Raw genomic sequence first — 20,907 nt, forward strand, 5'->3', positions numbered from 1 at the left:
ATACGGACAGCTTCATACAGCCACACAAGGTAAAAAATATGTCTATAATACAGCTTTAACTTACTTAAACTTATGCCAGCCTCCCAATTACTAACCGGGAAACAAGGCCGAATTAAAAGCAGGTTTTCCTAGCCGTAAAATAGGGAAAGCCGGACATTAACAGGCCGGCTTTCTTTAGAACTTCTATTCAGTATGTTCACTAACCATTCGCAATTAGTCAGGAATATTAAAAGCCTTTTTCACGGCGTTATAATCGCTGTAGTCAATGGCCCCAACACGTCCGCTGACACTCACAGCGCCCGGAATGATAACATACCTGAATTGTTGCGTGGTGAGCGCATAGGAGGCTCTTAGTTCAATTCGCCCAACATAAATACGCTGATGTACTGTAAAGGTAGTAGTGCCAAATGTCTCGGCATAGGGTAAGCTGAGGATACGCCCCCCTTCATTCCAGTACACGCGAATGTCGGCTCGATCCAGCATCGTCTGCGTAATAGGCGTTGCCGTTATATTAGCTGTAAATAAAGTACCGCTACCATTAAACGTAGTAGAAATCCAGGGCGAATATTGCACGTTAGCAGTTCCGGTTGGACCGGCGGGACCGGCTGGGCCAGCGGGACCGGCAGGACCGGCAGGTCCCGGATCACCGGCTTTGGGCTGACAATGCTGGAAGATAACCAGAGAGGCAACTAAAAAAGCAATAGTAGAGAGTAGTCGTACATGTTTCATGACATAGTATGGTTAAATGTTCACCTTTATTGGGCACTGCTAAGGTCGAAAACTACGCGTTATACGAAACCTGCAAGGGCCAAAATCACGTATTAATACGCTCACTTTAAGCAACAATACGCACCTGCCTATACCATTAGATAAGTACCATTCATGTGTATAGTTTTGTTTACTGAAAAAGTAGTCATTCCGGGCAAAAAAAAGCCGGACTCTTGCGAATCCGGCTACCTCAAAAATGAAAAACGTCTTGCTCCTACAGGTTTGAATCTTCGCGACTATTAAATGTGTCTCCCTGCTTCAGGTCGCCGGTTTTCAGCCCTTTCGAAAACCAGTATACTCGCTGCGCCGAGGTACCATGTGTAAAGGCATCGGGTACAACCGTACCGCGCGTTTCCTTCTGAATCCGGTCATCGCCAATGGCGTTGGCAGCGGTGAGCGCACTCTCCACGTCATTCTTGTCGATGGAAATACTCTGTCCCTGTGCATGATTAGCCCAGACACCGGCAAAAAAGTCGGCCTGTAATTCGAGTCGGACGGATACTTTGTTGTATTCTTTTTGACTCAACTGGCTCCGCAGTGCATCTACTTTATCCATAATACCCAGTTGCTTCTGTATATGATGCCCTACCTCGTGTGCAATGACATACGCCATCGCAAATTCACCCGGCGCATTGAAGCGATCTCGGAGTTCGTCGTAAAAGGACAAGTCGATGTATAGCTTTTGATCGGCAGGGCAATAGAATGGCCCCGATGCCTGCGATGCCGTTCCGCAGCCAGACTGGGTAACATCCCGGAACATGACCAGCGTTGGCGCCGGGTACTGACTCCCCTGATCAGCAAAGATCTTCGTCCAGACATCTTCTGTACTGGCCAGTGTTTTCCGGGTAAACGAAGCAGCCGCATCATCGGCCTGCGGGCCAGCGGGTGCCGACGATGCTGCGGGCTCTGACGAACGTTGATTCAGAATTTCTGATGGATCGCCACCCAGCAACATGACAATGACGGCAATGACAACGGAGCCAATACCACCCCCAACGAGTAATCCACCGCCACCGCTTCCCCGGCGATCGTCGACATTATCGCTTTCACGTCCTCCTAACCAACGCATAATTTCTTCAAGTTAATTAACTGGTGAATGTATAGTTTAATGTTTGCTGGCAAGATTACTGTTTCCAGCCCTAAAATGTTTTACCAACCCACTTGTTCAGCGGGGTTTGGCACGTTCATACTGTACCGGCCACGCTTGCTCATCGCCCAACTCATGCCCCGCATGGAGCGGAAAGTAAGGGTCGCGCAAAAATTCACGCGCTAGTAAAATAAGATCAGCCTGCTCATTCGCCAGGATAGCCTCGGCTTGTCCGGCGCTTGTAATCAGGCCGACAGCACCCGTTTTTACACCCGCTTGCTGCTTGATCTGTTCGGCAAATGGTACCTGATAGGCGGGACTTAGCGGAATCCTGGCATGGGCCACATTACCACCCGTTGAGCAGTCGATAAGATCTACGCCTTTGTCTTTAAGGACGCCCGCCAACCGCACCGAGTCGTCAATTGTCCAGCCGCCTTCCGTCCAGTCTGTAGCCGAAATCCGGACGAACAGCGGCAGCATCGACGGCCAAACTCCTTGGACGCGCTCAACCACTTCGAGTAACAACCGAATCCGGTTGTCGAATGAACCACCGTACAGATCAGTCCGGTGATTGCTCAACGGCGATAGAAACTGGTGGAGCAAATACCCGTGAGCCGCGTGAATTTCGATGACCTGAAAGCCAGCATCCAGCGATCGTTGGGCCGCCAGCGCAAAGTCGGCGCGTACTTTTTCCAGCCCTTCGTCTGTCAATGCTAGCGGTTCAGGACTGCCTTCGCTGAAGGAAATAGCACTGGGAGCAACCGTTTGCCAACCAGTTGGTTCGGTAGGTGCAATGGCTTTGCCTCCGTCCCAAGGCCGTTGCGTGCTGGCTTTACGGCCCGCATGGGCGAGTTGAATACCCGCTACCGACCCTTGCTGCCGAATAAACTGAGTGATGCGCCTGAGGTCGTCAATGTGCTCATCTTTCCAGATGCCAAGGTCATTGGGTGATATACGTCCTTCCGGCGATACGGCTGCTGCTTCGGTAATAATAAGTCCCGCCCCGCCAACGGCCCTACTGCCCAGATGCACCAGATGCCAGTCTGTGGCGAAGCCATCCTCGCTGGAATACTGACACATAGGCGACACAACGATACGATTTTTAAGCTCGATACTTTGGAGGGTGAGTGGAGAAAACAGAACAGACATATTGGTAAATGGAGACGTGTTTTTTACTAAAACATTCAATTCTGAAAACGGTTAATCTAATCCAACAAAAACCGCAATAGACATGGCAGCCGATTCGAAAATTGACCCGCGAGAGGACGTTAACCCCAAGGAGGGTGAACGCAAATATGGTGATGTTGATTTTGCCGACCGCACCAACAAGAAGTACCCGATAGATACGCCAGAACACGTTAGAGCCGCCTGGAGCTATATAAACCACAAAGACAATGCCGCCAAGTACGAAGACGACGAAGTGGCTACCATAAAGGAACGGATCAGGAAAGCCGCAAAAAAGTTCGAGGTGACGATTGACGAACCGTAGCCGTCATCGTCATGAGCAAACGATCTGTCGTGATTTGGTTAATCATGACCGGCTATACTACTAACTACTAAGCAGTTACCAACAGGAAGGCCCGGCTTTTGTGAGTCGGGCCTTCCTGTTGGTAATTCCTCAAGGGAATCTAGATTTTCTCCTTTACGACTTTAACGTCTTTCTTGGCGCGGTCTTTAATCAGTTCGCCTTCCTTTTTTACGCGATCTTTGCGAGCCGCTTTAAGGGCTGCCTTATCGCCGGTCATCTTTGCCGCTTTACGATCAGCCTTATTCATTTCCAGCGCTGCTTTGTCGCCCGCTACTTCCGCTTTGGCTTCAACAACATCCGCTTTTTTCTTCATCTTACTGTCCTGTGCCTGTACGGCGGTCATGGTTAGCGCAACGGCAGCAATAGCAACAAGTATCTTTTTCATAACTTTTTTGGGCATTAGCCCGCTAGTGAGTGACTAATTAACGAACCTGGCGGACCATTGCCTAACAGATTTGTAGTTACTAAACACTCAACAGTCGAACTTGTTTAAACTACCGCTTTGCCCCAGCCCGCGAACAAGTTTATCAGCTCCCGAACTCGTTGTTTCGTTCGGCGGCCTGATCGGTAAGTGTGGTTAAGAACGACTCTGAAAGCGCCGTCTCGCTCTCCTTCCCTTTCGCCCGCTGTTCACCGATACCGCCGGGATCAGGCAACATAGAACTCACGATGGCCATTGTCTCAGCCATCAGATTTGGTGCCGAACCCTGAAGGATAGCCCCTACTTTGGCAGATAACGTAATGGTTCGTTCGGCTTCGCCATACCGACAGGCATCGACAATTTGCTGTGCCGCTTCCACAGAATCGATGGTAAAAAATGGCATAGAGTCACTGATCTTAAAAGCTGCATATTCTTTCTCGTTCTGTCCTTTAAAAATGGCGTTTCGCGGGCTTCCGGTACGCATGAGGCCGGGAACGATGGTTGTTACGTAGATTCCTTTGTTGAGCAACTCGGCCCGCAACCCTTCCGAATAGCCAACCATGGCGAACTTGCTCGTTGAATAGGGAAGTAGATGCGGAACGGCCAGTTTTCCGCCAATCGAGGTTATGTTCACAATACGACCTGCCATGCCCGTGGCGGTACTAGCCTTCGTACGGGCCAGCATTTGGGGCAGTACGGCATTGATCATATGGAACGATGCCCAGAAATGCGTATCCATTGCCAACCGGAAATCATCTTCGGTAGCGTGTTCGTAGGGCGTCACAATGATTGTACCGGCATTATTGATGAGCACATCAACCGGACCAACGGCTTGCCGAACGTTTTCCGCAGCCTGTTCAACCTGCCTTTTGTCCGTAACGTCACACACCAGCGTGTACACCTCAGCACCGGATTGGTACAATTCGGCTTTGGCCCGGTCGAGTTCGTCGGCATCGCGGGCCAACAGGGCCAGATTTGCGCCTTCCCTGGCCAGCAGCCGGGCCAGCTCGAGGCCAAGGCCACGGGAACCACCAGTGATCAGCACCGTTTTGCCGCGAAAGTCAATTTTGCGTTTCTGACCCAGAGCCGCTTTAACAGCCGTCCAGGCGCCTATACCGGCAATACTCCAGAGCAGGGCTTTTGTAGGAAGTGAGACATTCATAGTTTCTTCATATCGTTGAACTACCATAACCACCCTACAGCCGGAAGGTTATCACCTAACAGGCGGGTAGGGGCAAGAGTAAGCTAAAGTCGTTGTTTACTTTACCCAACAGACCCCTGTTTACCTCATGAAACTACTCACGCTCCTGCTTTTCACTCTGGGTTTATCCATCAAACCAGACCCTACGCAGCCCATCGTTTCCAAAACCTATGTGTGGGCTCAGGCACCCGTAACCCGAAAAACGGCATCCGAACAGCGGACTATTCTGGACGGCACCTCAACGGATTTCAGCCACATCGAAATTCACGCGACCACACTCCCGCCCCACCAGGCTCCGCACCCGGCGCACAAACACGATGATGAAGAATTGATTATCATCAAAGAAGGTCAGCTCACCGTTACCATTGCCGGCAAAACGAAGACCCTCGGTGCCGGAAGTGTAGCACTTATGATGCCCGGCGATGAACATGGCTTCGACAACCGGGGCGACTCACCCGCTACCTATTACGTTATGCGCTATGCTGCCAAAGAACCGGCGGATGCCGAGCGTGGCAAAAAGGCAGGGGGCTCGTTCTGGATAGACTGGAAAGACGTTGCCTTTCAGCCCCATGATAAAGGTGGTATACGGCGGATGTTCGACCGGGCAACGGCCATGTCAAAACGATTCGAAATGCACGTTACGACGCTTAACCAGGGCTTGTGGAGCCACCCGCCCCACACGCATCGAGCAGCCGAAATCCTGCTGATGGTCGATAATTCGGCCCAGGAAAGCATTGACGGTAAGCTTCACCCGGCCACCACCGGCGACCTTATCTTTCTGGAGTCCAACGTGCCCCACGCAATTCAGAATACAGGCAACAAACCCTGTACGTACTTCGCTTTTCAGTTTGAATAGGGTGGAATGGTGAAGTGGTGTCAGTTTCTCAAAACGAAACTGCTCCACCACTCCAGTACAATTCATTTACCAGCGCCTACAAACGCCAGCAAGTCCTGATAAATGAGATTATGCTGCCAGAATAACTGCGTCACCATAGCAACGTGTTTCTTTCCCGGCAATACTTTGTAATCATGTTTCACCTTGTGCGCTTCCAGCCGTTCATGAAAACGTTGAGAACTGCTCGTAATGCTTGGGTAAGTACGGCCTCCGGTATAAAGCAGCATGGGTGGCGTATCATCACTGACAAAATACATGGGCGATACGCTGCGCCAGACAGCCGGGTCTTTTCCGTACGGAATCAGGTATTGCTGATCATTCGGGTACTCCATTTTGGTGAGGTAATCGAACATATCCAGTCCGGCGGGATCGTCGAGGATAGTCCCCTTTACGGGATTTTTGGCCAGACCAAGTTTAGTAAATAGCCGACTGTCGGTAGCCAGCAGCGCAGCCAGCCCGGCACCGGCCGAGTGACCCATCACGAAAATACGATTCGGATCTCCGCCATATTCGGCAATGTGCTGCGTAGTCCAGCGAACAGCCTCCGCACAATCGTCGGCCATGGCAGGTACCCGGACAGCGGGCGCAAGTTGGTAGTTGATAATCACCGCCACAACGCCCTGTTTCGCCAGTCGACGTCCGATGAACGAGTATAGATTTTTGCTTCCACTGTTCCAGCTCCCCCCGTGGATAAACATAACGACGGGCAGTTTAGCCGTTGCCGCTGCTTTTCGGGGAGTGTACACATCGAGCAAATGCCGTTCGGCATCGACGCCTGGTGCGTTGGTCGATACATAGGCGATGTCTTTTATCCGTCGACTCGGTCGGGCAGTAGCGTACTCGTTAATAAACAGAAAGAGAACAACGGCAAAAAAAAGTCCTGTCGGAATCTGCCAGAGCAGACGAAGAATAAACATAGTGGAAACCCTCGGCATGAGGTGTCAGGTAAGGTACGTGCAAACATACAGCCTTAATGACTTATGCAATGCACTTTAATGGTCTGCTGGCACGGGCCAACCGGACTGCTGGACTGGCCCGTACCAACAGACCAAACTTTTAATTTTTAGCCTGCACGGGTAAGTCTTCCAACTGCGCGTAGCTTAGTTTCCAGGTACCATCATCTCCTTTTTTCCAAAGAAGCATAAAGTTTCCCTCGCCAAAGGCACGGGGCTGGTCGGGCAGGTTGGTCAATACATCGACGGCAAAGGTACCCGCTTCGTAAGCAGTACGAGTGTCCGAAGCCGAGCTTATTACGTTCGTTTTCAGGTTCGCCAGTGTAGGCAATGTTGCCTGAACCCATTTCTGGCTCACCTCCGATTTCCCTTTATAATGTGCATTTCCCTGAAGGAAATCTACGTCATCGGCCATAAACGACGTTATTTTATCGGCATTCTTATTATTCCAGGCATCAATAAACTGCCGGTTAAGATCCTGCACATTAACGGCATCACCCGATTGTGAACAAGCTGACAACAGCACAGAAACGGTTAGTATTCCAAGAAAAGATTTCATGAGTGTATGATTTAACATGGTGAGAAAACAGGGGGTTGCCGTTCCGGCGAGACTTCGTTAAGTGTCTTACCGGAACAAGCGAAAACCCATACATAAATTGATTACCAGCTCTTACGTCTGTACTCCGAGGTCCCATAGGGAGCGGAAGGGTCCCCGTAGGTTTCGTTTTCGAGGAAACCTGCGTTCATCATATATGCCGGTGTAGTTGGGTTAGCGGCCAGCATGGCCACCGGCTGAACGGCTTTCGGATTCGTTCCTTTGGTTGGGGCAGACGCCACCATTGGCTTATTATCGGCAACTCCGGTATGTCCGGCCGCCCGGGCAGCTGCTCTTTGCTCGGCGGCTGCACGCTCTTCGGCCGCAGCCCGGTTGGCAGCCGCAACACGAGCTGCTTCTTTATTTTTGTTGTCTTTTATTTTACCGATGGCATACCCGGCGGCTCCCCCCGCTACGCCACCAATAACACCACCCACAACCCGGTTTCGTTTATTAATGATGGCACCGGCCGCGCCACCAACCCCAGCACCGATCGCCGTTCCTTTTGCCTGTGGGCTCCACCGCTTTTTACCGTTCTTACCAATGACGTACCCACCGGCTCCACCGGCAAGTCCGCCAATGACACCGCCAACGGCGCGGTTCCGTTTGTTAATGATAGCACCCGCTGCAGCCCCTACCCCGGCACCAATAGCGGCACCTTTAGTTTGCGGGGCCAGACCCTGTGCTTTCGTCTCTACCGATTGACCAAGGATACCAACGAGTAGCAGAGCAATGGCCGTATTTTGAATCGTTCTCATAGCGTCATTTTTTAGTGCGTGATATATACTTACTACGTTACATAGCACCCAGTTAACTTGTCCTAGTGAGCTAATGTTTTGTTATCAGACTGTCCTGAAGTCAAATGGTTTAATGGCTCAGGTGGTCCGGATATACCTACGGCGGACGCATACTATCTGGATTTGCCAGCCTGCAACCAGTTAGAAAACGTTGTGATTTTTCACAAAACACTACTGACATAAGGCTGTCAGTGGTTGCCACTACCTTTGACCCATCAACCAAATCGATAGCTTAATGTCACTTATTCAAATGCTGGTGAAGGAAATGGAGCAGGAAGCGCAGACGACGCGAAAAATGCTCGAACGGGTTCCAAACGACAAATACAACTGGCAGCCGCACCCCAAAAGTATGACCATCCGCCAGTTGGCAACCCACATTGCCGAGTTACCAGGCTGGGTTTCACTGACTCTGACAACGGATGAGCTTGACTTTGCCACCAGTCCTTATTCGCCCGTAGCGATCAACAACACCGCGGAACTCCTGAACCTGTTCGAAGGGTCGCTGGCAGAGGCTAAACCAGTCCTTAGCCAAGCTACGGTAGAGCAACTGGAGCCCGTGTGGACCCTGCGTCACGGCGATACAATCCTGAGTAAAACAACGAAAGGCGAAATGGTGCGCATATCTTTTTCGCAGATTGTGCATCACCGGGCCCAGTTGGGCGTGTACCTCCGACTGCTCGACATCCCCATTCCCGGCAGCTACGGCCCCAGCGCCGACGAACAGGGTGCCTAAACCTGCCCTGGCACGTCATAAAAAAGCGTGCTATCGGTTGATCCGGAAGCACGCTTTTCATCACTTAAATGAGCTATTTTTTGGCTACGGTACAACGAGCACCTTCAGAACTTTCGTCTTTGTGCCGTCTTCGGGCTTAACATGAAGATAATACAAGCCGGGTGGCAGGAATGTACGAGCCCGGATATCGAGGCCACGCGCTTTACTCTCTTCCGTATCAATGGGTATCTCAGCACCGGAAAGACCATACAGCTTAAGTTTAACCTGCGCCGAACCATATCCTGAAAGAGTAAAATTGCCATTGGTAGGATTGGGGAATATAACCGCTTTGTCTTCCAGAACGGCATCGTCGGCCAGTACAGAAATAATTGTGGACAAATCACTGGTACCACTAAAATCGTTTTGCTTCAGCCGGTAATAGTACGTCTGCCCGGGCACCACATCGGCGTCTGTGAACTCATAAACAGCTTGCACATTTGTGTTTAATTTACCCGCCACCGAGCCCACCGTTTCAAAGCTTCTGGCATTGCGGCTTTTCTGGATTTCGAAGCCCCGGTTTTCTTCTTCCCAGGCGGTCACCCAGTTGAGCATTACGCCCTTCCTGGTGGATTTGCCGCCAAATGAAACCAAGTTAACGGGTAAAGGTGCTGCACCATTCAGCGTGATATTGTCAAGTGTGAAAGTACCAACAGTACCATTTGAAGTGCCTGCTGTTAAATCGGCCCGTTGGGTTCCATAAGGGTAAAATCTAAATTTCAGGCTTGTTCCGGAGGGCACGGAGAAATCAGTAAAATTCCATGTAGTTGACGATCTGGTTATTGTTGTCAATGGCGCAGCCCCCCAACTTGTCGACGTAGCGAAATTATCAGTACTGTATCGCACCTCTAACTGGTTAGGAGCACTATTGCTTGCCTCCCGGGAAAAAGTAAGCGCCGTAACGTTCAGTTGGTAATTTGCATTAGCCTGCACCGAGAACTCGATGTAGGAAGCATCATTTATGACTGCGGTATTGTTAAGGCCCTTCGAATTGAAGGCGTCTACAGCCGTTTCACAAATCACAGTACTTCTGGTTAATGGCGTTCCTGTGGCGTTAGACGACATAGTGGGTACGTTGCCCTGTGTAGGACAAGCTCCGGTACCTGTAAACGTATTGCTATAAATTACCTGGCCGAAATGGATCGTCGGCCATAACACGCAAAACAAGAGTATAATGAACCATGGGCGTAACGAAGCAGAGAAGACTGGATAGACTTTCATGAAGCTGTACTTATTGGTATACTAGTGACTGCTTATAGTTGTACGTAGAATACCAAAAAAGTAACGATTTTAAAACAAAAGTTTACATAAATTCTGTATTTAGGTATTAAAACAAATTGCTGCTAGTCGCTTTGATCAAGTTATAGCTGATCTGTACGACAAAAAGGAGGACTTTGTACTCATTAACAAGTGAGTACAAAGTCCTCCTTTTCATCTGACTATGTTATTAGCTCAGCGCATTCCGGCAGAAATTCACGCACTTTTTCACTTCGGCCACAGAATTTGACCCTTCCGGAATTTTATACTCCAGCTCAACGGTAGCCGGGAAGTTATACTTCTGCTCACGCATCAGCTTCAGCACCTGAAGTAAAGGCGTATCGCCCTGCCCCCAAACCAGATTACCTTTCCCGTGGTCGGGCGTTTGGCGGTCTTTGATGTGCATACTGGCAATGCGGTCGTGCTTTTGCTTGATTAATACCAGCGGATCGGGATTACCGGCGGCTACGTAATGGCCCAGATCAAAGTTCATCGCATTGGCCGGCGATTGCGCCAGTGCCGTATCCCAGAAAGTAGGCGTTTGCTGCTCATGCCCGTGATAACCAACTTTCATACCCTGCTTTTGGGCCATCGTTCCCAGCTTCATCGTATGCGCGTCATTGGCTGGATGCTCCAGCGTGACCTGATTGGCACCCAGCGTTTTAGCCGCCCGCAGCCCATATTCAATTTCGGCATCTGAACTTTGCATCCCGAAGGTGTCGGGTTTAAACCCGTAAATCCGTACCCCCGCCTGGTTATACATTTTACGCACCTGCTCAAACTTCGACATCGGTACCGAGAGCCGCCATTTGGTCATCTCCGCCCGGTAAGCTTTCATCTGGGCTTCGGCTTCGGTAAGCGTTTTCTGCTCATCCTCCGTTAGCGGCTGATTTTCCCGTTTTTTCCGCATCAGCGGAAATACCGACCGCATATCAACCGTGCTTTTCGGGGCACCGGCGAACATCTCGGCGGGGCCGCCCATGAGCTCAATGGCACTCACCCCCGAATCCAGTACATAGTGCAACGTAGCTTCGGCACTCTGGTCGGGCATCTCGCGAAAGGAATACGTGATGACTCCAATTTGCACGCCATCGATTAAGGAATTCGGCTTGTCGCCCAAGGAGCGAATGAGGGCAGGAGCGCCAAATAGTTTGTTGGTACCCGCTACGGTTCCGGCTACAAGTGCGGCTGTAGCACCCAAAAACTTACGGCGCGAAGGATGGTTACTCATGGTTTACAGTCAGTTTATTCAGTTAGGGTAAAGGAACAGAAATGTGACTATAAATATAGAGATTATTGCGAAACCAGTTTATTCGAGTGTACGAATACATCCGGTCAGTACCCCATGAGATTCAGCTCCTCCGTTTCCCGAATCTCGACCCGTTTGCCCATTTTCTTCTGAATGATTTTGAAGTGATGCTCGTCGTCGGGGCAAATGAGCGAGATGGCTTCGCCTTCCGCTTCTGCACGACCCGTCCGGCCAATGCGGTGAATGTAGTCCTTTGGCGAACGCGGCAATTCGAAGTTGATCACGTGTGGCAGCAGTTGAATATCAATACCTCTGGAAATCAAATCGGTAGCCACTAGTACAGTCAGGTGCCCTCCTTTAAATTTAGTGAGCGCATCGGTGCGGGCGCCCTGTGTTTTTCCGCTATGGATCGCGGCTGCATGAATGCCGTTCTTATTTAGTTTGACCACCACATTATCGGCGGTTCGGGTAGAGGAAACGAAGACCAGCACTTGCTTCATCTTGCCCTCTTTGATCAGGTAGCGGAGTAAGGGGCCTTTGCGCTCAGGATCGACGCGGTAGGCGATCTGCTTAATTAAATCCAGATTCTGTTCTTCCTCAACAACTTCGATTTTTACCGGATTGCGCAGCAAATTTTTATTGATATCCTGAATGGCGTCGCCCAGGGTAGCGGAGAAGAGAATCGTTTGCCGGTGGCGCGGTAGTCGGTCGAAGATGCGCTCCATTTCTTCCTCGAAACCCAGATCGAGCATTTTGTCAGCTTCGTCCAGTACGAGAATGTCGACGTCTGTCAGTTGCAAGGCGTTGGACGCCATCAGATCCAGCAATCGGCCAGGCGTTGCCACCACGATTTCGGCGTCCCGAAGGGCCATCATCTGCGGATTGATGGATACGCCCCCGAAGACAGCCACCGTTTTCACTTGCCGTGGCAAATTTTGCCCAAACGTTTGAAAAACCTCGGCAACCTGAACGGCCAGTTCACGCGTGGGCACGAGTACCAATGCTTTTACATATCGGTTTCGGGCTACGGATTTCCGTTGAAACAATTCCAGAATGGGGAGTACAAAACTGGCCGTTTTCCCCGAACCCGTTTTGGCAATACCTAAAATATCCTTCCCCTGCAAAATGGCCGGAATAGCCTCCTGCTGGATAGGATACGGTTTTGGGTAGTGCTGCGAGGCTACGGCTTTAACAAGCGGTTTGGATAATCCGAGTTCTGAAAAGGGCATATGATTTTTGGAATTGATTGTAATTGATGGGGGTGGTAAATGCCATTTACTTATCCCGCTTCTTCTTGCCACCAACCCGCTTGATGGGGCGACCGTATTTGAGCATTTTTTCTTCCGCAATATTCCGCCGGACGTTCACCTTCTGGTTCTTGGCACTTTTCTCATGAAAAGCCGGGCCAACATCTTCCCGTTTAGGCGGTTTAACGTCAATGAATTTCATATGCACCTTCGGCTTTTCGTCGTCGGTCAACTCATCAGAAATAACCAGATTTTCGGGCAAGGGCAGCATCGGAATCGGTTGATTCATCAACTGCTCAATGGCTTCCTGTTCCTCACTGGCATTTTCCGTGATAAACGAAACAGCGATGCCCTCGCGGTCGGCGCGGCCCGTTCGACCAATGCGGTGAATGTAATTTTCGGGTACTTCGGGCAAATCGAAATTGACAACGTGCGATACGTCGGTGACGTCGATACCGCGGGCAATAATATCCGTAGCGATCAGGATTCGGTAGGTACCCGCTTTGAAGTTATTAACGGCCTCGAAGCGTTTGTTCTGCGCTTTGTTGGAGTGAATAACGCCGATCTGGTCAGGAAATTCCGGAGCCAAGTGGTCGTACAGCTGATCGGCCAGTTGTTTGGTCGCTACAAAGACCAGCACTTTGGTCATGGCGGCATTCCGATTCAGCAGCAGGGTCAGCAGGTTGATCTTGGTATAAAAATTAGGCACCCGATACGCTGACTGGTTTATTTTCTCCAGCGGTGTACCCATCGGAGCCGCTTCTACGCGCACAGGCTGGTTGAAGTAGTCATTGACCAATTGATCGACTTCATCCGTCAGGGTCGCCGAAAACAACAGATTTTGTCGTTTAGGGGGCAGCAAGTCCAGCACAACCTTCAGCTGGGTTCGAAAGCCCAGGTTGAGCATTTCATCAAATTCGTCAATAACGAGTTTTTTGATCGCTTTTGTTTTCAGGATGCCGCCCAGCATGAAGTCGGCCAGCCGACCGGGTGTCGCCACGAGTACATCCAGCCCCTGTAATATCTCCGCTGTCTGCGCTTTCATGTTCACGCCACCATACACGCCAACGACGGTCAAGTTCATGTAGGTCGTCAGCTTTTTGACCGCTTCCACCACCTGCACGACCAGCTCGCGGGTGGGCACGATGATGAGCATCTGAGGAGTCCGTTCTTTGGAAAACTGGAGCTGGCGGAGCGTGGGCAACAGATAGGCAAACGTTTTCCCGGTTCCTGTCTGCGCAATGCCGCACACATCCTGACCCGACATAACGACCGAAAATACCTTTTGCTGAATCGTTGTGGGGGTTGTATACCCTAAATCGTTCAGGGCATTCAAAAGGGGTTTGTTCAGATTCAGTTCGTCGAATGTCATAGTCATACCTGTCAAATAGAGTACGAAGGTACGGCTTATCCGGTACTCACCCCAGGCCAGGCCGGGTTTATCCAATCTAAACAGCCATTCGTCCTAAAAATGAGATCACTTTATTAGAAGCTGGCTACTTTTAAATTCTCATAACCAGGACCATACCTCGCTTAATACCCATGAAACCAGCCACTCGATCTGTACGCCCTTCGTTTGCCAAAAGCATTTTATGCCTTGCCGTCCTCCGCTTTCTTTGGCCGACAATCGGTTTTGCCCAGGCCCTCGACCCGGCTATCACTCAGCTGGGCCAGCAGGTCTACATGACGACTTGCAATACCTGCCATAAACCCGAAGCTTCGTTAAAGGCACCGGGCAGCTTTATTCTGAGCAGCATGCCGCCCCGCGCTATTCTGGCCGCTATGGAAACGGGCAAGATGCGTGTACAGGCGAAAGATCTTTCTGATGAGCAGCGAAAAGCAGTAGCCCAATACCTGGCGAACAAGCCATTGACCGAAACCATCATACCAAAAGAAGCGTACACGGCGTTTTCCCTCCCTAACCCTAAAAAAGCGGCTATTCTCCATTCGGGCTGGGGTGGCGATCTCGAAGGGACTGGCTTTCGCACGACTAAGCAGGCGGGCATTTCGGCTGCAACGGTAGGGTCGCTCAAACTAAAATGGGCGTTTGCCTTTCCCGATGTTAATCAGGTGCGAAGTAAGCCCGCTATTCTTGACGACTGGCTGATTGTGGGCTCGCAGTTGGGGGATGTCTATTGTCTGAACAAACAGTCCGGTAAAATTGGCTGGAAATTTACGGCCAAAGCCGCCATTCGCGGAGCCATCAGCGTTGTGCAGCAGGCCAGTGGTCCGCAGGCTTTTTTTGCCGATAACGCCACCAATGTTTACGCCCTCGATGTAACAACCGGCAAGCTGCTCTGGGAGAAGCGGGTGGGGCAGCATGCGCAATCGGCGAACACGGGCTCGGTGGTTGTGTATGACAACATCGTGTACGTGCCGCTTACGTCGCTCGAAGTGGTGTCGGTACTGCTGCCCAACTACCCCTGCTGCTCGTCATCGGGTGAGGTAGTCGCGTTGAACGTCCGTTCGGGTGATGAAATCTGGCGGCATCGGGTCATGGCCGAAGAAGCGGCTGAAACGGGTAAACGAAAGAACGGAGCACCAGCCTATGGCCCGGCGGGGGGCATTGTCTGGTGCAGCCCTACGGTCGATACCAAACGGGGACTTCTCTACATCGGCACCGGCGAAAACTACACCTATCCTGTTACGAACACCAGCGACGCCATTCAGGCATTGAACCTGAAAACGGGCAAGCTCGTCTGGAATTTTCAGGCGACGCAGAATGATGCCTGGAACATGGGGTGCCCCGGCGGACCCAACTGCCCCGATAGACCGGGCAATGATTTTGACTTTGGCATGGCGCCAATTCTGGTGAAACAGCCGTCGGGCAACGACATGCTGGTTGTCGGACAGAAGTCGGCCGAGGTGTATGGTTTATCGCCCGATAATGGCAAACTGCTCTGGAAAACATCGGTTGGCCTGGGTAGTGCGCTGGGCGGCATTCACTGGGGCATGGCCACCGACGGGCAGTACGTATTCGCGGCCAACGCCGACAATAAATATGCGCTGTTCGGCAAGACGGACTCCCTGCACCGACCCGCACCAGGCCTGTATGCACTGGCAGTAACCACAGGCAAGGTAGTCTGGAAAGCCGCCAGTCCGCCCTGTGGCGATAAAAAAGGGTGTATCGAAGCCAACTCAGCCGCGCCAACGGTCATTCCCGGTGTTGTGTTTGCCGGAGGACTGGACGGGCATATGCGGGCTTATTCGACTAGCGACGGGAAAATTCTCTGGGATTATGATACCGTGCATGAGTTCGACACCGTCAATGGTGTAAAAGGTAAAGGCGGCTCGCTGGATGGTCCCTCGCCCGTTGTGGCCGATGGCATGTTGTTTGTTAATTCCGGCTATGGCTTGTTTGGTGAGTTGCCCGGCAACGTGCTGCTGGCGTTTGCCATTGAGAAGTAAGGATAGGAACACGGATGAAACGGATAAGAACTGATAAAATCCGTTTCATCCGTGTTCCTGTAAGACCCAGCTTTTTGGGTTACTTTTGCGGGATGATAACCCCTGAGCAGCAAACACAAATCCTGACGAACCTGGGCATTCCGGCGTTGAACCCGATGCAGGAAGCAGCCCTGAAAGCCATTACGCAGGATAACGATACGTTTTTAATTGCCCCCACCGGCTCCGGCAAAACGGTGGGGTTTCTGTTACCCATTCTTCATCTGCTCAAGTCCGACCAGAAAACCAGCGTTCAATGCCTCATTCTGGCCCCTTCCCGCGAGTTGGCGATTCAGATCGAACAGGTCTGGAAGAAAATGGCGACGGGTTTCAAAGTTAACGTCTGCTATGGCGGGCACCCCGTCGAAACGGAGATCAAGAACCTGAGCAATCCCCCTGCCCTGCTCATTGGCACGCCCGGCCGTATTGCCGACCATATCACCCGCCGAACGTTTTCGCTGGACGGTATTCAGACGCTGGTGCTGGACGAATTCGACAAATCGCTGGCGCTGGGCTTTCACGACGAGATGGAGTTTATCGTTCGCGGACTGCGCAACCTGCGGAAACGCGTGCTGGTTTCGGCCACATCAGGCATTAGCATTCCCGAATTCATCCGGCTCAAGTCGCCAACCAAACTGACCTTTTCGGCGGAGAACGATGAGGAAACCGGCCTGACGACGAAAGTGGTTTACTCCCCTTCCAAGGACAAGATCGACACCTTAGTTGACCTGCTGTGCTCGCTCGACTCGGAGCCAGCCCTTATTTTCCTGAACCACCGGGAAGCCGCCGAGCGCACCCGCGAACTGCTGGCCGAACGGGGCATCCATTCGCTCGTGTATCATGGCGGCATGGAACAGCCCGACCGCGAACGGGCGCTGATCCAGTTCCGAAACGGCAGCACCCGCTACCTCGTCACCACCGACCTGGCCGCCCGTGGGCTCGACATTCCCGAAATGAAATACGTGATCCATTACCACCTGCCCTTGCAGGCGCATGAGTTCACGCACCGCAACGGTCGAACCGCCCGGATGCACGCGTCGGGAACGGCCTACATCATTCTGTCCAGCGATGAAACCCCGCCAACTTACCTCGATCCATCGCTTGAGGAGTTTCATGTCTCCACCAAGCAGACCTTACCCCAACCACCTGATTTTGTCACTCTTTACGTGAGTGGCGGCAAGAAAAACAAGCTCAACAAAGTGGACATCGTCGGCTTTTTCTCCCAGAAAGGCGGTCTCGAAAAAGGCGACCTCGGTCGCATCGACGTGCAGGATTTCATCTCCTTTGCCGCTGTGAAGCACGACAAAGTGAAGACTCTTCTCGCGAAGATCAGCCAGGAGAAAATGAAAGGGAAGAAGTATAAGATTGAGGTGGCGCGGTAGGTTGCTCAGCGATTTAACTACCGGCAAAGCTCATTATACGCCAGCACCATGTCACCCAATCGGCTCCAGTCCCGACGGGTAACGGTTGGGTAGGTACGAATTAGCGTCGGACAATCGCCAAAGAGCTGGTCGTGCACGACTTCGATGTCGCCACGCTTGGCAAGCATCGACTCACTCCCGTTCTTAAGCACGATATAGCTAAGGTCCTGCCGGTCCAGTTCGAACGTGAAGTTACCAAAGGTGTATTCCGATGTTTTCTTCCAGCCCGACACATCAAAATACAGGGCAATCCGTCCGCCAGTCGGTGTCAGGCGTTCCAGCAGCATGGATTTTCCGTTCCGGCGGGGGTTGGGTACGCGCTCAAAAATAACCATCTCCCGCTCACGGGGAATGCTGCCGGTGGCGTAGGCAAACGTGGGTAGTTGCTGCGCCAGAAGGCGTACATCCTCGCCCTTCAGCTTGATTTTGCTGCCGTCAGCATGCCTAATCTGTATGGACGCCGGCGCATCATTGACCATCGACCCTACCCGTATCTGCCCACGCAGGGTATCGTTTTCCTGGGTTACAACATAGCCATCTGTCCACATCGTAATGGCTCCCAGAGGCCTGTACTGCGCCCGAACCAGTATACTACTCAAAACCGCAAGCGCAATAAAAATAACTTTCATTTCTTCGACCGTAAATTATATCGGCAAATCAAGCCGGTATAGCTCACAGTCCAAACAGAGCGTTAAATGAACTGTCAAATAAGCTGGATGAACTGTCTTTTTCTGTATTATTACCTCTCACTCAATACCTTGTCCGAAACCAGCCTGATTGCCCAGGCGATCATTGTTTTCTACCAATAAAAAAAAGATATAGTGCAACAGCGATAAACTTACTCTCGTTGGCAGACTAACCCGGAGAAAACAAAACCCTCTGTGCATCTCCTTTTTTTCTCTGTGCATCTCTGTGAACTAATGTGACATAACTAAATTCTAATGGATTTTTCGAACTACGAAAAGAGTACAACCTCCGTATGGGCGGGCGAAACCGACCCATTACCAAATGGCGCCGTTACCACACCCATCGTCAAAAGCGTTGCCTTCGCTTACCACGATCTGGACGAATGGCATGAAGTAGCTCTGGGCAAAGCCGACGGCTTCATCTACAGCCGGAATACCAACCCAACCGTCCACGTACTCGAAGAGAAAATCCGGATTCTGGAAGGGGCCGAAGCCGCTACGGCCTTTGCTACCGGCATGGGCGCCATCAGCAATACGCTGTTTGCCTTACTGGGTCCGGGTAAACGGGTGGTGTCACTCAACGACACCTACGGCGGTACCAGCCGACTCTTTCTCGACTTCCTTCCCCGCTATCAGGTAAACGTGACCCTCTGCGACACCACGGATTTCGATCAGATTGAAGCCGAAGTAGCCAAAGGCTGCGACGTTCTCTACCTCGAAACGCCTACTAACCCGACGCTAAAAGTGGTGGACCTTGCCCGACTGGCCGCAGCCGCCAAAAAAGTGGGTGCTGTTACAGTTGTCGATAATACGTTTGCCACGCCCATCAACCAAAATCCGCTGGCTCTGGGTGCTGATCTCGTGCTTCACAGTGCCACCAAGTTTCTGGGTGGCCACTCCGACGCTATGGGGGGCGTCCTGTGCGGCAGCAAAGAGTTGGTCAGCAAAGTATTCCAGTTTCGCGAAATAAACGGCGCCAGCATACAGGCCGATGCCGCGTATATGATTGCCAGGGGTATGAAAACGCTGGAACTGCGCATCGAACGCCAGAATGCATCGGCCATGACCATCGCCCGATATTTGAAATCCCACCCAAAGGTCAGCGACGTTTTTTATCCGGGCCTCGAAACGCACCCCGGCCACGAGATTGCCAAAGCACAGATGTCGGGGTTTGGCGGCATCATGAGCTTCTCGCTGAATGGTGGCTACGACCAGGTCAGGAAGTTTTTACCGAAGCTTCAGTTTGTGCACCTGGCCGCCAGTCTGGGCTCGGTGAGTACCCTGGCCGGACCACCCCGAACCACCAGCCACGTTGAACTGACCGAGGACCAGCGCAGGCAACTGGGCATTCCCGAAAGCCTGATACGGTATTCAGTAGGTATCGAAAATGTGAACGATTTGCTGGCCGATCTGGAACAGGCGCTGGCATCGCTATAGCTGACTTTTACTCATGTTTTTTATGTACGAAACAGCATCCTGCTGTTTCGTACCATACTGTCCTAAACCCTTACATAATGACCTCTACTCTTGCTAAAACTACCGTTCTTCTTCTTAGTCTGCTGCTGGCACTCAACTTATCAGCCAGCGCCCAAACCGGCATCACTGGCAAAAAAGACATAGCGACCCAACGGCTGGAACAGGAACTGGACCGGGCTGCGGCAATCGCCAGGGCCAAAGTAGGCATTTGTGCTCTTCACCTCGAATCCGGGAAACAGGTAAGTCTCAACCTACAGGAGCGGTTTCCGATGGCAAGTACGGTGAAGGTCGCCATTGCGGTGCAATTATTCACGCTGATCGAGCAGGGTAAACTATCGCTGATGACCATGGTCGATCTGCAACCATCTGATCTTCATCCAGGCAGTGGCACCCTTGAGGTATTATTTGCTAAACCCGGCGTTCAGTTGTCCGTCCAGAACCTGCTGGAACTGATGATGGTCATCAGCGATAACTCGGCCACCGATATTCTGCTCCGACTGGTGGGTGGCACCGAAGCGGTTCAGAAACGGCTCAAAACCCTGGGTATTCAGGGCATGTCCGTCGACCGGACGATTATCCAGTTGATTGCCGACCTCGAAGGCATTACACTACCCCCTTCCGACAAGTGGACCGTTGGATTTTACGCAAAACTGGACAGCACCACGACCCCGGAATCGAGACGGGCTGCTGCGGCCCGGCTCAAAGTCGACCCGCGCGACACCTCCACCCCCGATGCGATGGTCAACTTACTGGCGCAGATTTACCGGGGAACGGCCCTTAAACCCGAAAGCCGGGCGCTTTTGCTGGGTGTGATGGAGCGCTGCCGGGGTGGTGCCGCCCGACTCAAAGGGTACTTACCGCCTAATACCGTCATCGCCCATAAAACGGGTTCGCTGGATGGCAGCGCTACCGACGATGTAGGCATCATCACGCTTCCGGGCGATGCGGGCCACATAGCCATTGCCGTTTTTGTGGGCGACTCGCCCATGCCCCTCGCCGAACGAGAGCAAACGATCGCCCATGCCGCCCGGTCTATTTATGATTACTTTTTATATCAGCCAGCCGGTACAGCAAACACAGTCCGATAGGCTATACACCCATATCGAATAACAG

General features: G+C 51.8%; 20 protein-coding genes. 7 read left to right on the plus strand and 13 right to left on the minus strand.

All coding sequences use genetic code 11. The features are described from left to right. Nucleotides 1-213 precede the first annotated feature (213 nt). The 3 genes from ACYVJM_RS07825 to namA form a co-directional block, all read right to left on the minus strand. Complete coding sequence (locus tag ACYVJM_RS07825; RefSeq protein WP_461147631.1) at nucleotides 214-729, minus strand: collagen-like protein; 516 nt, start codon at nucleotides 727-729, stop codon at nucleotides 214-216. Nucleotides 730-982: 253 nt separating this feature from the next. Then, complete coding sequence (ypfJ, locus tag ACYVJM_RS07830; protein ID WP_461147632.1) at nucleotides 983-1,837, minus strand: KPN_02809 family neutral zinc metallopeptidase; 855 nt, start codon at nucleotides 1,835-1,837, stop codon at nucleotides 983-985. A 96-nt stretch (nucleotides 1,838-1,933) separates the two neighbouring features. Continuing rightward, on the minus strand, nucleotides 1,934-3,004 hold the full coding sequence (gene namA, locus ACYVJM_RS07835; protein ID WP_461147633.1) for an NADPH dehydrogenase NamA: 1,071 nt from the start codon (nucleotides 3,002-3,004) through the stop codon (nucleotides 1,934-1,936). 82 nt (nucleotides 3,005-3,086) lie between these two features. Between namA and ACYVJM_RS07840 the strand changes: the two genes are divergently transcribed. After that, nucleotides 3,087-3,344 (plus strand): DUF6582 domain-containing protein, encoded by a 258-nt coding sequence (locus ACYVJM_RS07840; RefSeq protein ID WP_461147634.1) that lies wholly within the window; start codon nucleotides 3,087-3,089, stop codon nucleotides 3,342-3,344. A gap of 139 nt (nucleotides 3,345-3,483) precedes the next feature. Here ACYVJM_RS07840 and ACYVJM_RS07845 read toward each other — a convergent pair whose 3' ends face one another. Together ACYVJM_RS07845 and ACYVJM_RS07850 are read right to left on the minus strand one after the other, a co-directional pair. Next, nucleotides 3,484-3,768 (minus strand): hypothetical protein, encoded by a 285-nt coding sequence (locus tag ACYVJM_RS07845; RefSeq protein ID WP_461147635.1) that lies wholly within the window; start codon nucleotides 3,766-3,768, stop codon nucleotides 3,484-3,486. A gap of 142 nt (nucleotides 3,769-3,910) precedes the next feature. Beyond that, nucleotides 3,911-4,966 (minus strand): SDR family NAD(P)-dependent oxidoreductase, encoded by a 1,056-nt coding sequence (locus ACYVJM_RS07850; RefSeq protein WP_461147636.1) that lies wholly within the window; start codon nucleotides 4,964-4,966, stop codon nucleotides 3,911-3,913. Between the two features lie 127 nt (nucleotides 4,967-5,093). Between ACYVJM_RS07850 and ACYVJM_RS07855 the strand changes: the two genes are divergently transcribed. Then, nucleotides 5,094-5,861, plus strand: coding sequence for a cupin domain-containing protein (locus tag ACYVJM_RS07855; protein ID WP_461147637.1), 768 nt, complete (start codon nucleotides 5,094-5,096; stop codon nucleotides 5,859-5,861). A gap of 62 nt (nucleotides 5,862-5,923) precedes the next feature. On the opposite strand, the gene ACYVJM_RS07860 is transcribed toward ACYVJM_RS07855, so the two are convergent. The 3 genes from ACYVJM_RS07860 to ACYVJM_RS07870 form a co-directional block, all read right to left on the minus strand. Continuing rightward, entirely contained in the window at nucleotides 5,924-6,835 is a 912-nt protein-coding gene (locus ACYVJM_RS07860; protein ID WP_461147638.1) for an alpha/beta hydrolase, read from the minus strand. A gap of 121 nt (nucleotides 6,836-6,956) precedes the next feature. Next, a complete protein-coding gene (locus ACYVJM_RS07865; protein ID WP_461147639.1) occupies nucleotides 6,957-7,412 on the minus strand; it encodes a YybH family protein in 456 nt (151 codons plus the stop codon). Between the two features lie 101 nt (nucleotides 7,413-7,513). After that, nucleotides 7,514-8,206, minus strand: coding sequence for a YMGG-like glycine zipper-containing protein (locus tag ACYVJM_RS07870; protein ID WP_461147640.1), 693 nt, complete (start codon nucleotides 8,204-8,206; stop codon nucleotides 7,514-7,516). A 274-nt stretch (nucleotides 8,207-8,480) separates the two neighbouring features. Between ACYVJM_RS07870 and ACYVJM_RS07875 the strand changes: the two genes are divergently transcribed. Then, nucleotides 8,481-8,978, plus strand: a complete 498-nt coding sequence (locus ACYVJM_RS07875) for a DinB family protein (protein WP_461147641.1) — start codon at nucleotides 8,481-8,483, stop codon at nucleotides 8,976-8,978. An 84-nt stretch (nucleotides 8,979-9,062) separates the two neighbouring features. Here the strand turns inward: ACYVJM_RS07875 and ACYVJM_RS07880 are convergent, their stop codons facing one another. The 4 genes from ACYVJM_RS07880 to ACYVJM_RS07895 form a co-directional block, all read right to left on the minus strand. Then, the gene (locus ACYVJM_RS07880) at nucleotides 9,063-10,037 is read right to left on the minus strand and encodes a T9SS type A sorting domain-containing protein (RefSeq protein WP_461147642.1); all 975 of its coding nucleotides are present in this window, start codon (nucleotides 10,035-10,037) and stop codon (nucleotides 9,063-9,065) included. 424 nt (nucleotides 10,038-10,461) lie between these two features. Beyond that, complete coding sequence (locus tag ACYVJM_RS07885) at nucleotides 10,462-11,502, minus strand: sugar phosphate isomerase/epimerase family protein (protein ID WP_461147643.1); 1,041 nt, start codon at nucleotides 11,500-11,502, stop codon at nucleotides 10,462-10,464. Between the two features lie 104 nt (nucleotides 11,503-11,606). Beyond that, on the minus strand, nucleotides 11,607-12,749 hold the full coding sequence (locus ACYVJM_RS07890; RefSeq protein ID WP_461147644.1) for a DEAD/DEAH box helicase: 1,143 nt from the start codon (nucleotides 12,747-12,749) through the stop codon (nucleotides 11,607-11,609). A gap of 46 nt (nucleotides 12,750-12,795) precedes the next feature. Then, nucleotides 12,796-14,139 carry a DEAD/DEAH box helicase gene (locus ACYVJM_RS07895; protein WP_461147748.1) on the minus strand — a complete coding sequence of 448 codons (1,344 nt, stop codon included), beginning with the start codon at nucleotides 14,137-14,139 and terminating at the stop codon, nucleotides 12,796-12,798. Between the two features lie 170 nt (nucleotides 14,140-14,309). On the opposite strand from ACYVJM_RS07895, the gene ACYVJM_RS07900 reads away from it, so the two are divergent. Together ACYVJM_RS07900 and ACYVJM_RS07905 are read left to right on the plus strand one after the other, a co-directional pair. Further along, nucleotides 14,310-16,175, plus strand: coding sequence for an outer membrane protein assembly factor BamB family protein (locus ACYVJM_RS07900; protein ID WP_461147645.1), 1,866 nt, complete (start codon nucleotides 14,310-14,312; stop codon nucleotides 16,173-16,175). 92 nt (nucleotides 16,176-16,267) lie between these two features. Further along, the gene (locus ACYVJM_RS07905) at nucleotides 16,268-17,593 is read left to right on the plus strand and encodes a DEAD/DEAH box helicase (protein ID WP_461147646.1); all 1,326 of its coding nucleotides are present in this window, start codon (nucleotides 16,268-16,270) and stop codon (nucleotides 17,591-17,593) included. A 17-nt stretch (nucleotides 17,594-17,610) separates the two neighbouring features. On the opposite strand, the gene ACYVJM_RS07910 is transcribed toward ACYVJM_RS07905, so the two are convergent. Further along, the gene (locus tag ACYVJM_RS07910; protein WP_461147647.1) at nucleotides 17,611-18,261 is read right to left on the minus strand and encodes a hypothetical protein; all 651 of its coding nucleotides are present in this window, start codon (nucleotides 18,259-18,261) and stop codon (nucleotides 17,611-17,613) included. Between the two features lie 312 nt (nucleotides 18,262-18,573). Between ACYVJM_RS07910 and ACYVJM_RS07915 the strand changes: the two genes are divergently transcribed. Continuing rightward, the gene (locus ACYVJM_RS07915; protein ID WP_461147648.1) at nucleotides 18,574-19,755 is read left to right on the plus strand and encodes a cystathionine gamma-synthase family protein; all 1,182 of its coding nucleotides are present in this window, start codon (nucleotides 18,574-18,576) and stop codon (nucleotides 19,753-19,755) included. A gap of 77 nt (nucleotides 19,756-19,832) precedes the next feature. After that, a complete protein-coding gene (gene bla / locus ACYVJM_RS07920; RefSeq protein ID WP_461147649.1) occupies nucleotides 19,833-20,882 on the plus strand; it encodes a class A beta-lactamase in 1,050 nt (349 codons plus the stop codon). Nucleotides 20,883-20,907: the final 25 nt, after the last annotated feature.

This window comes from Spirosoma pulveris (assembly GCF_054781875.1).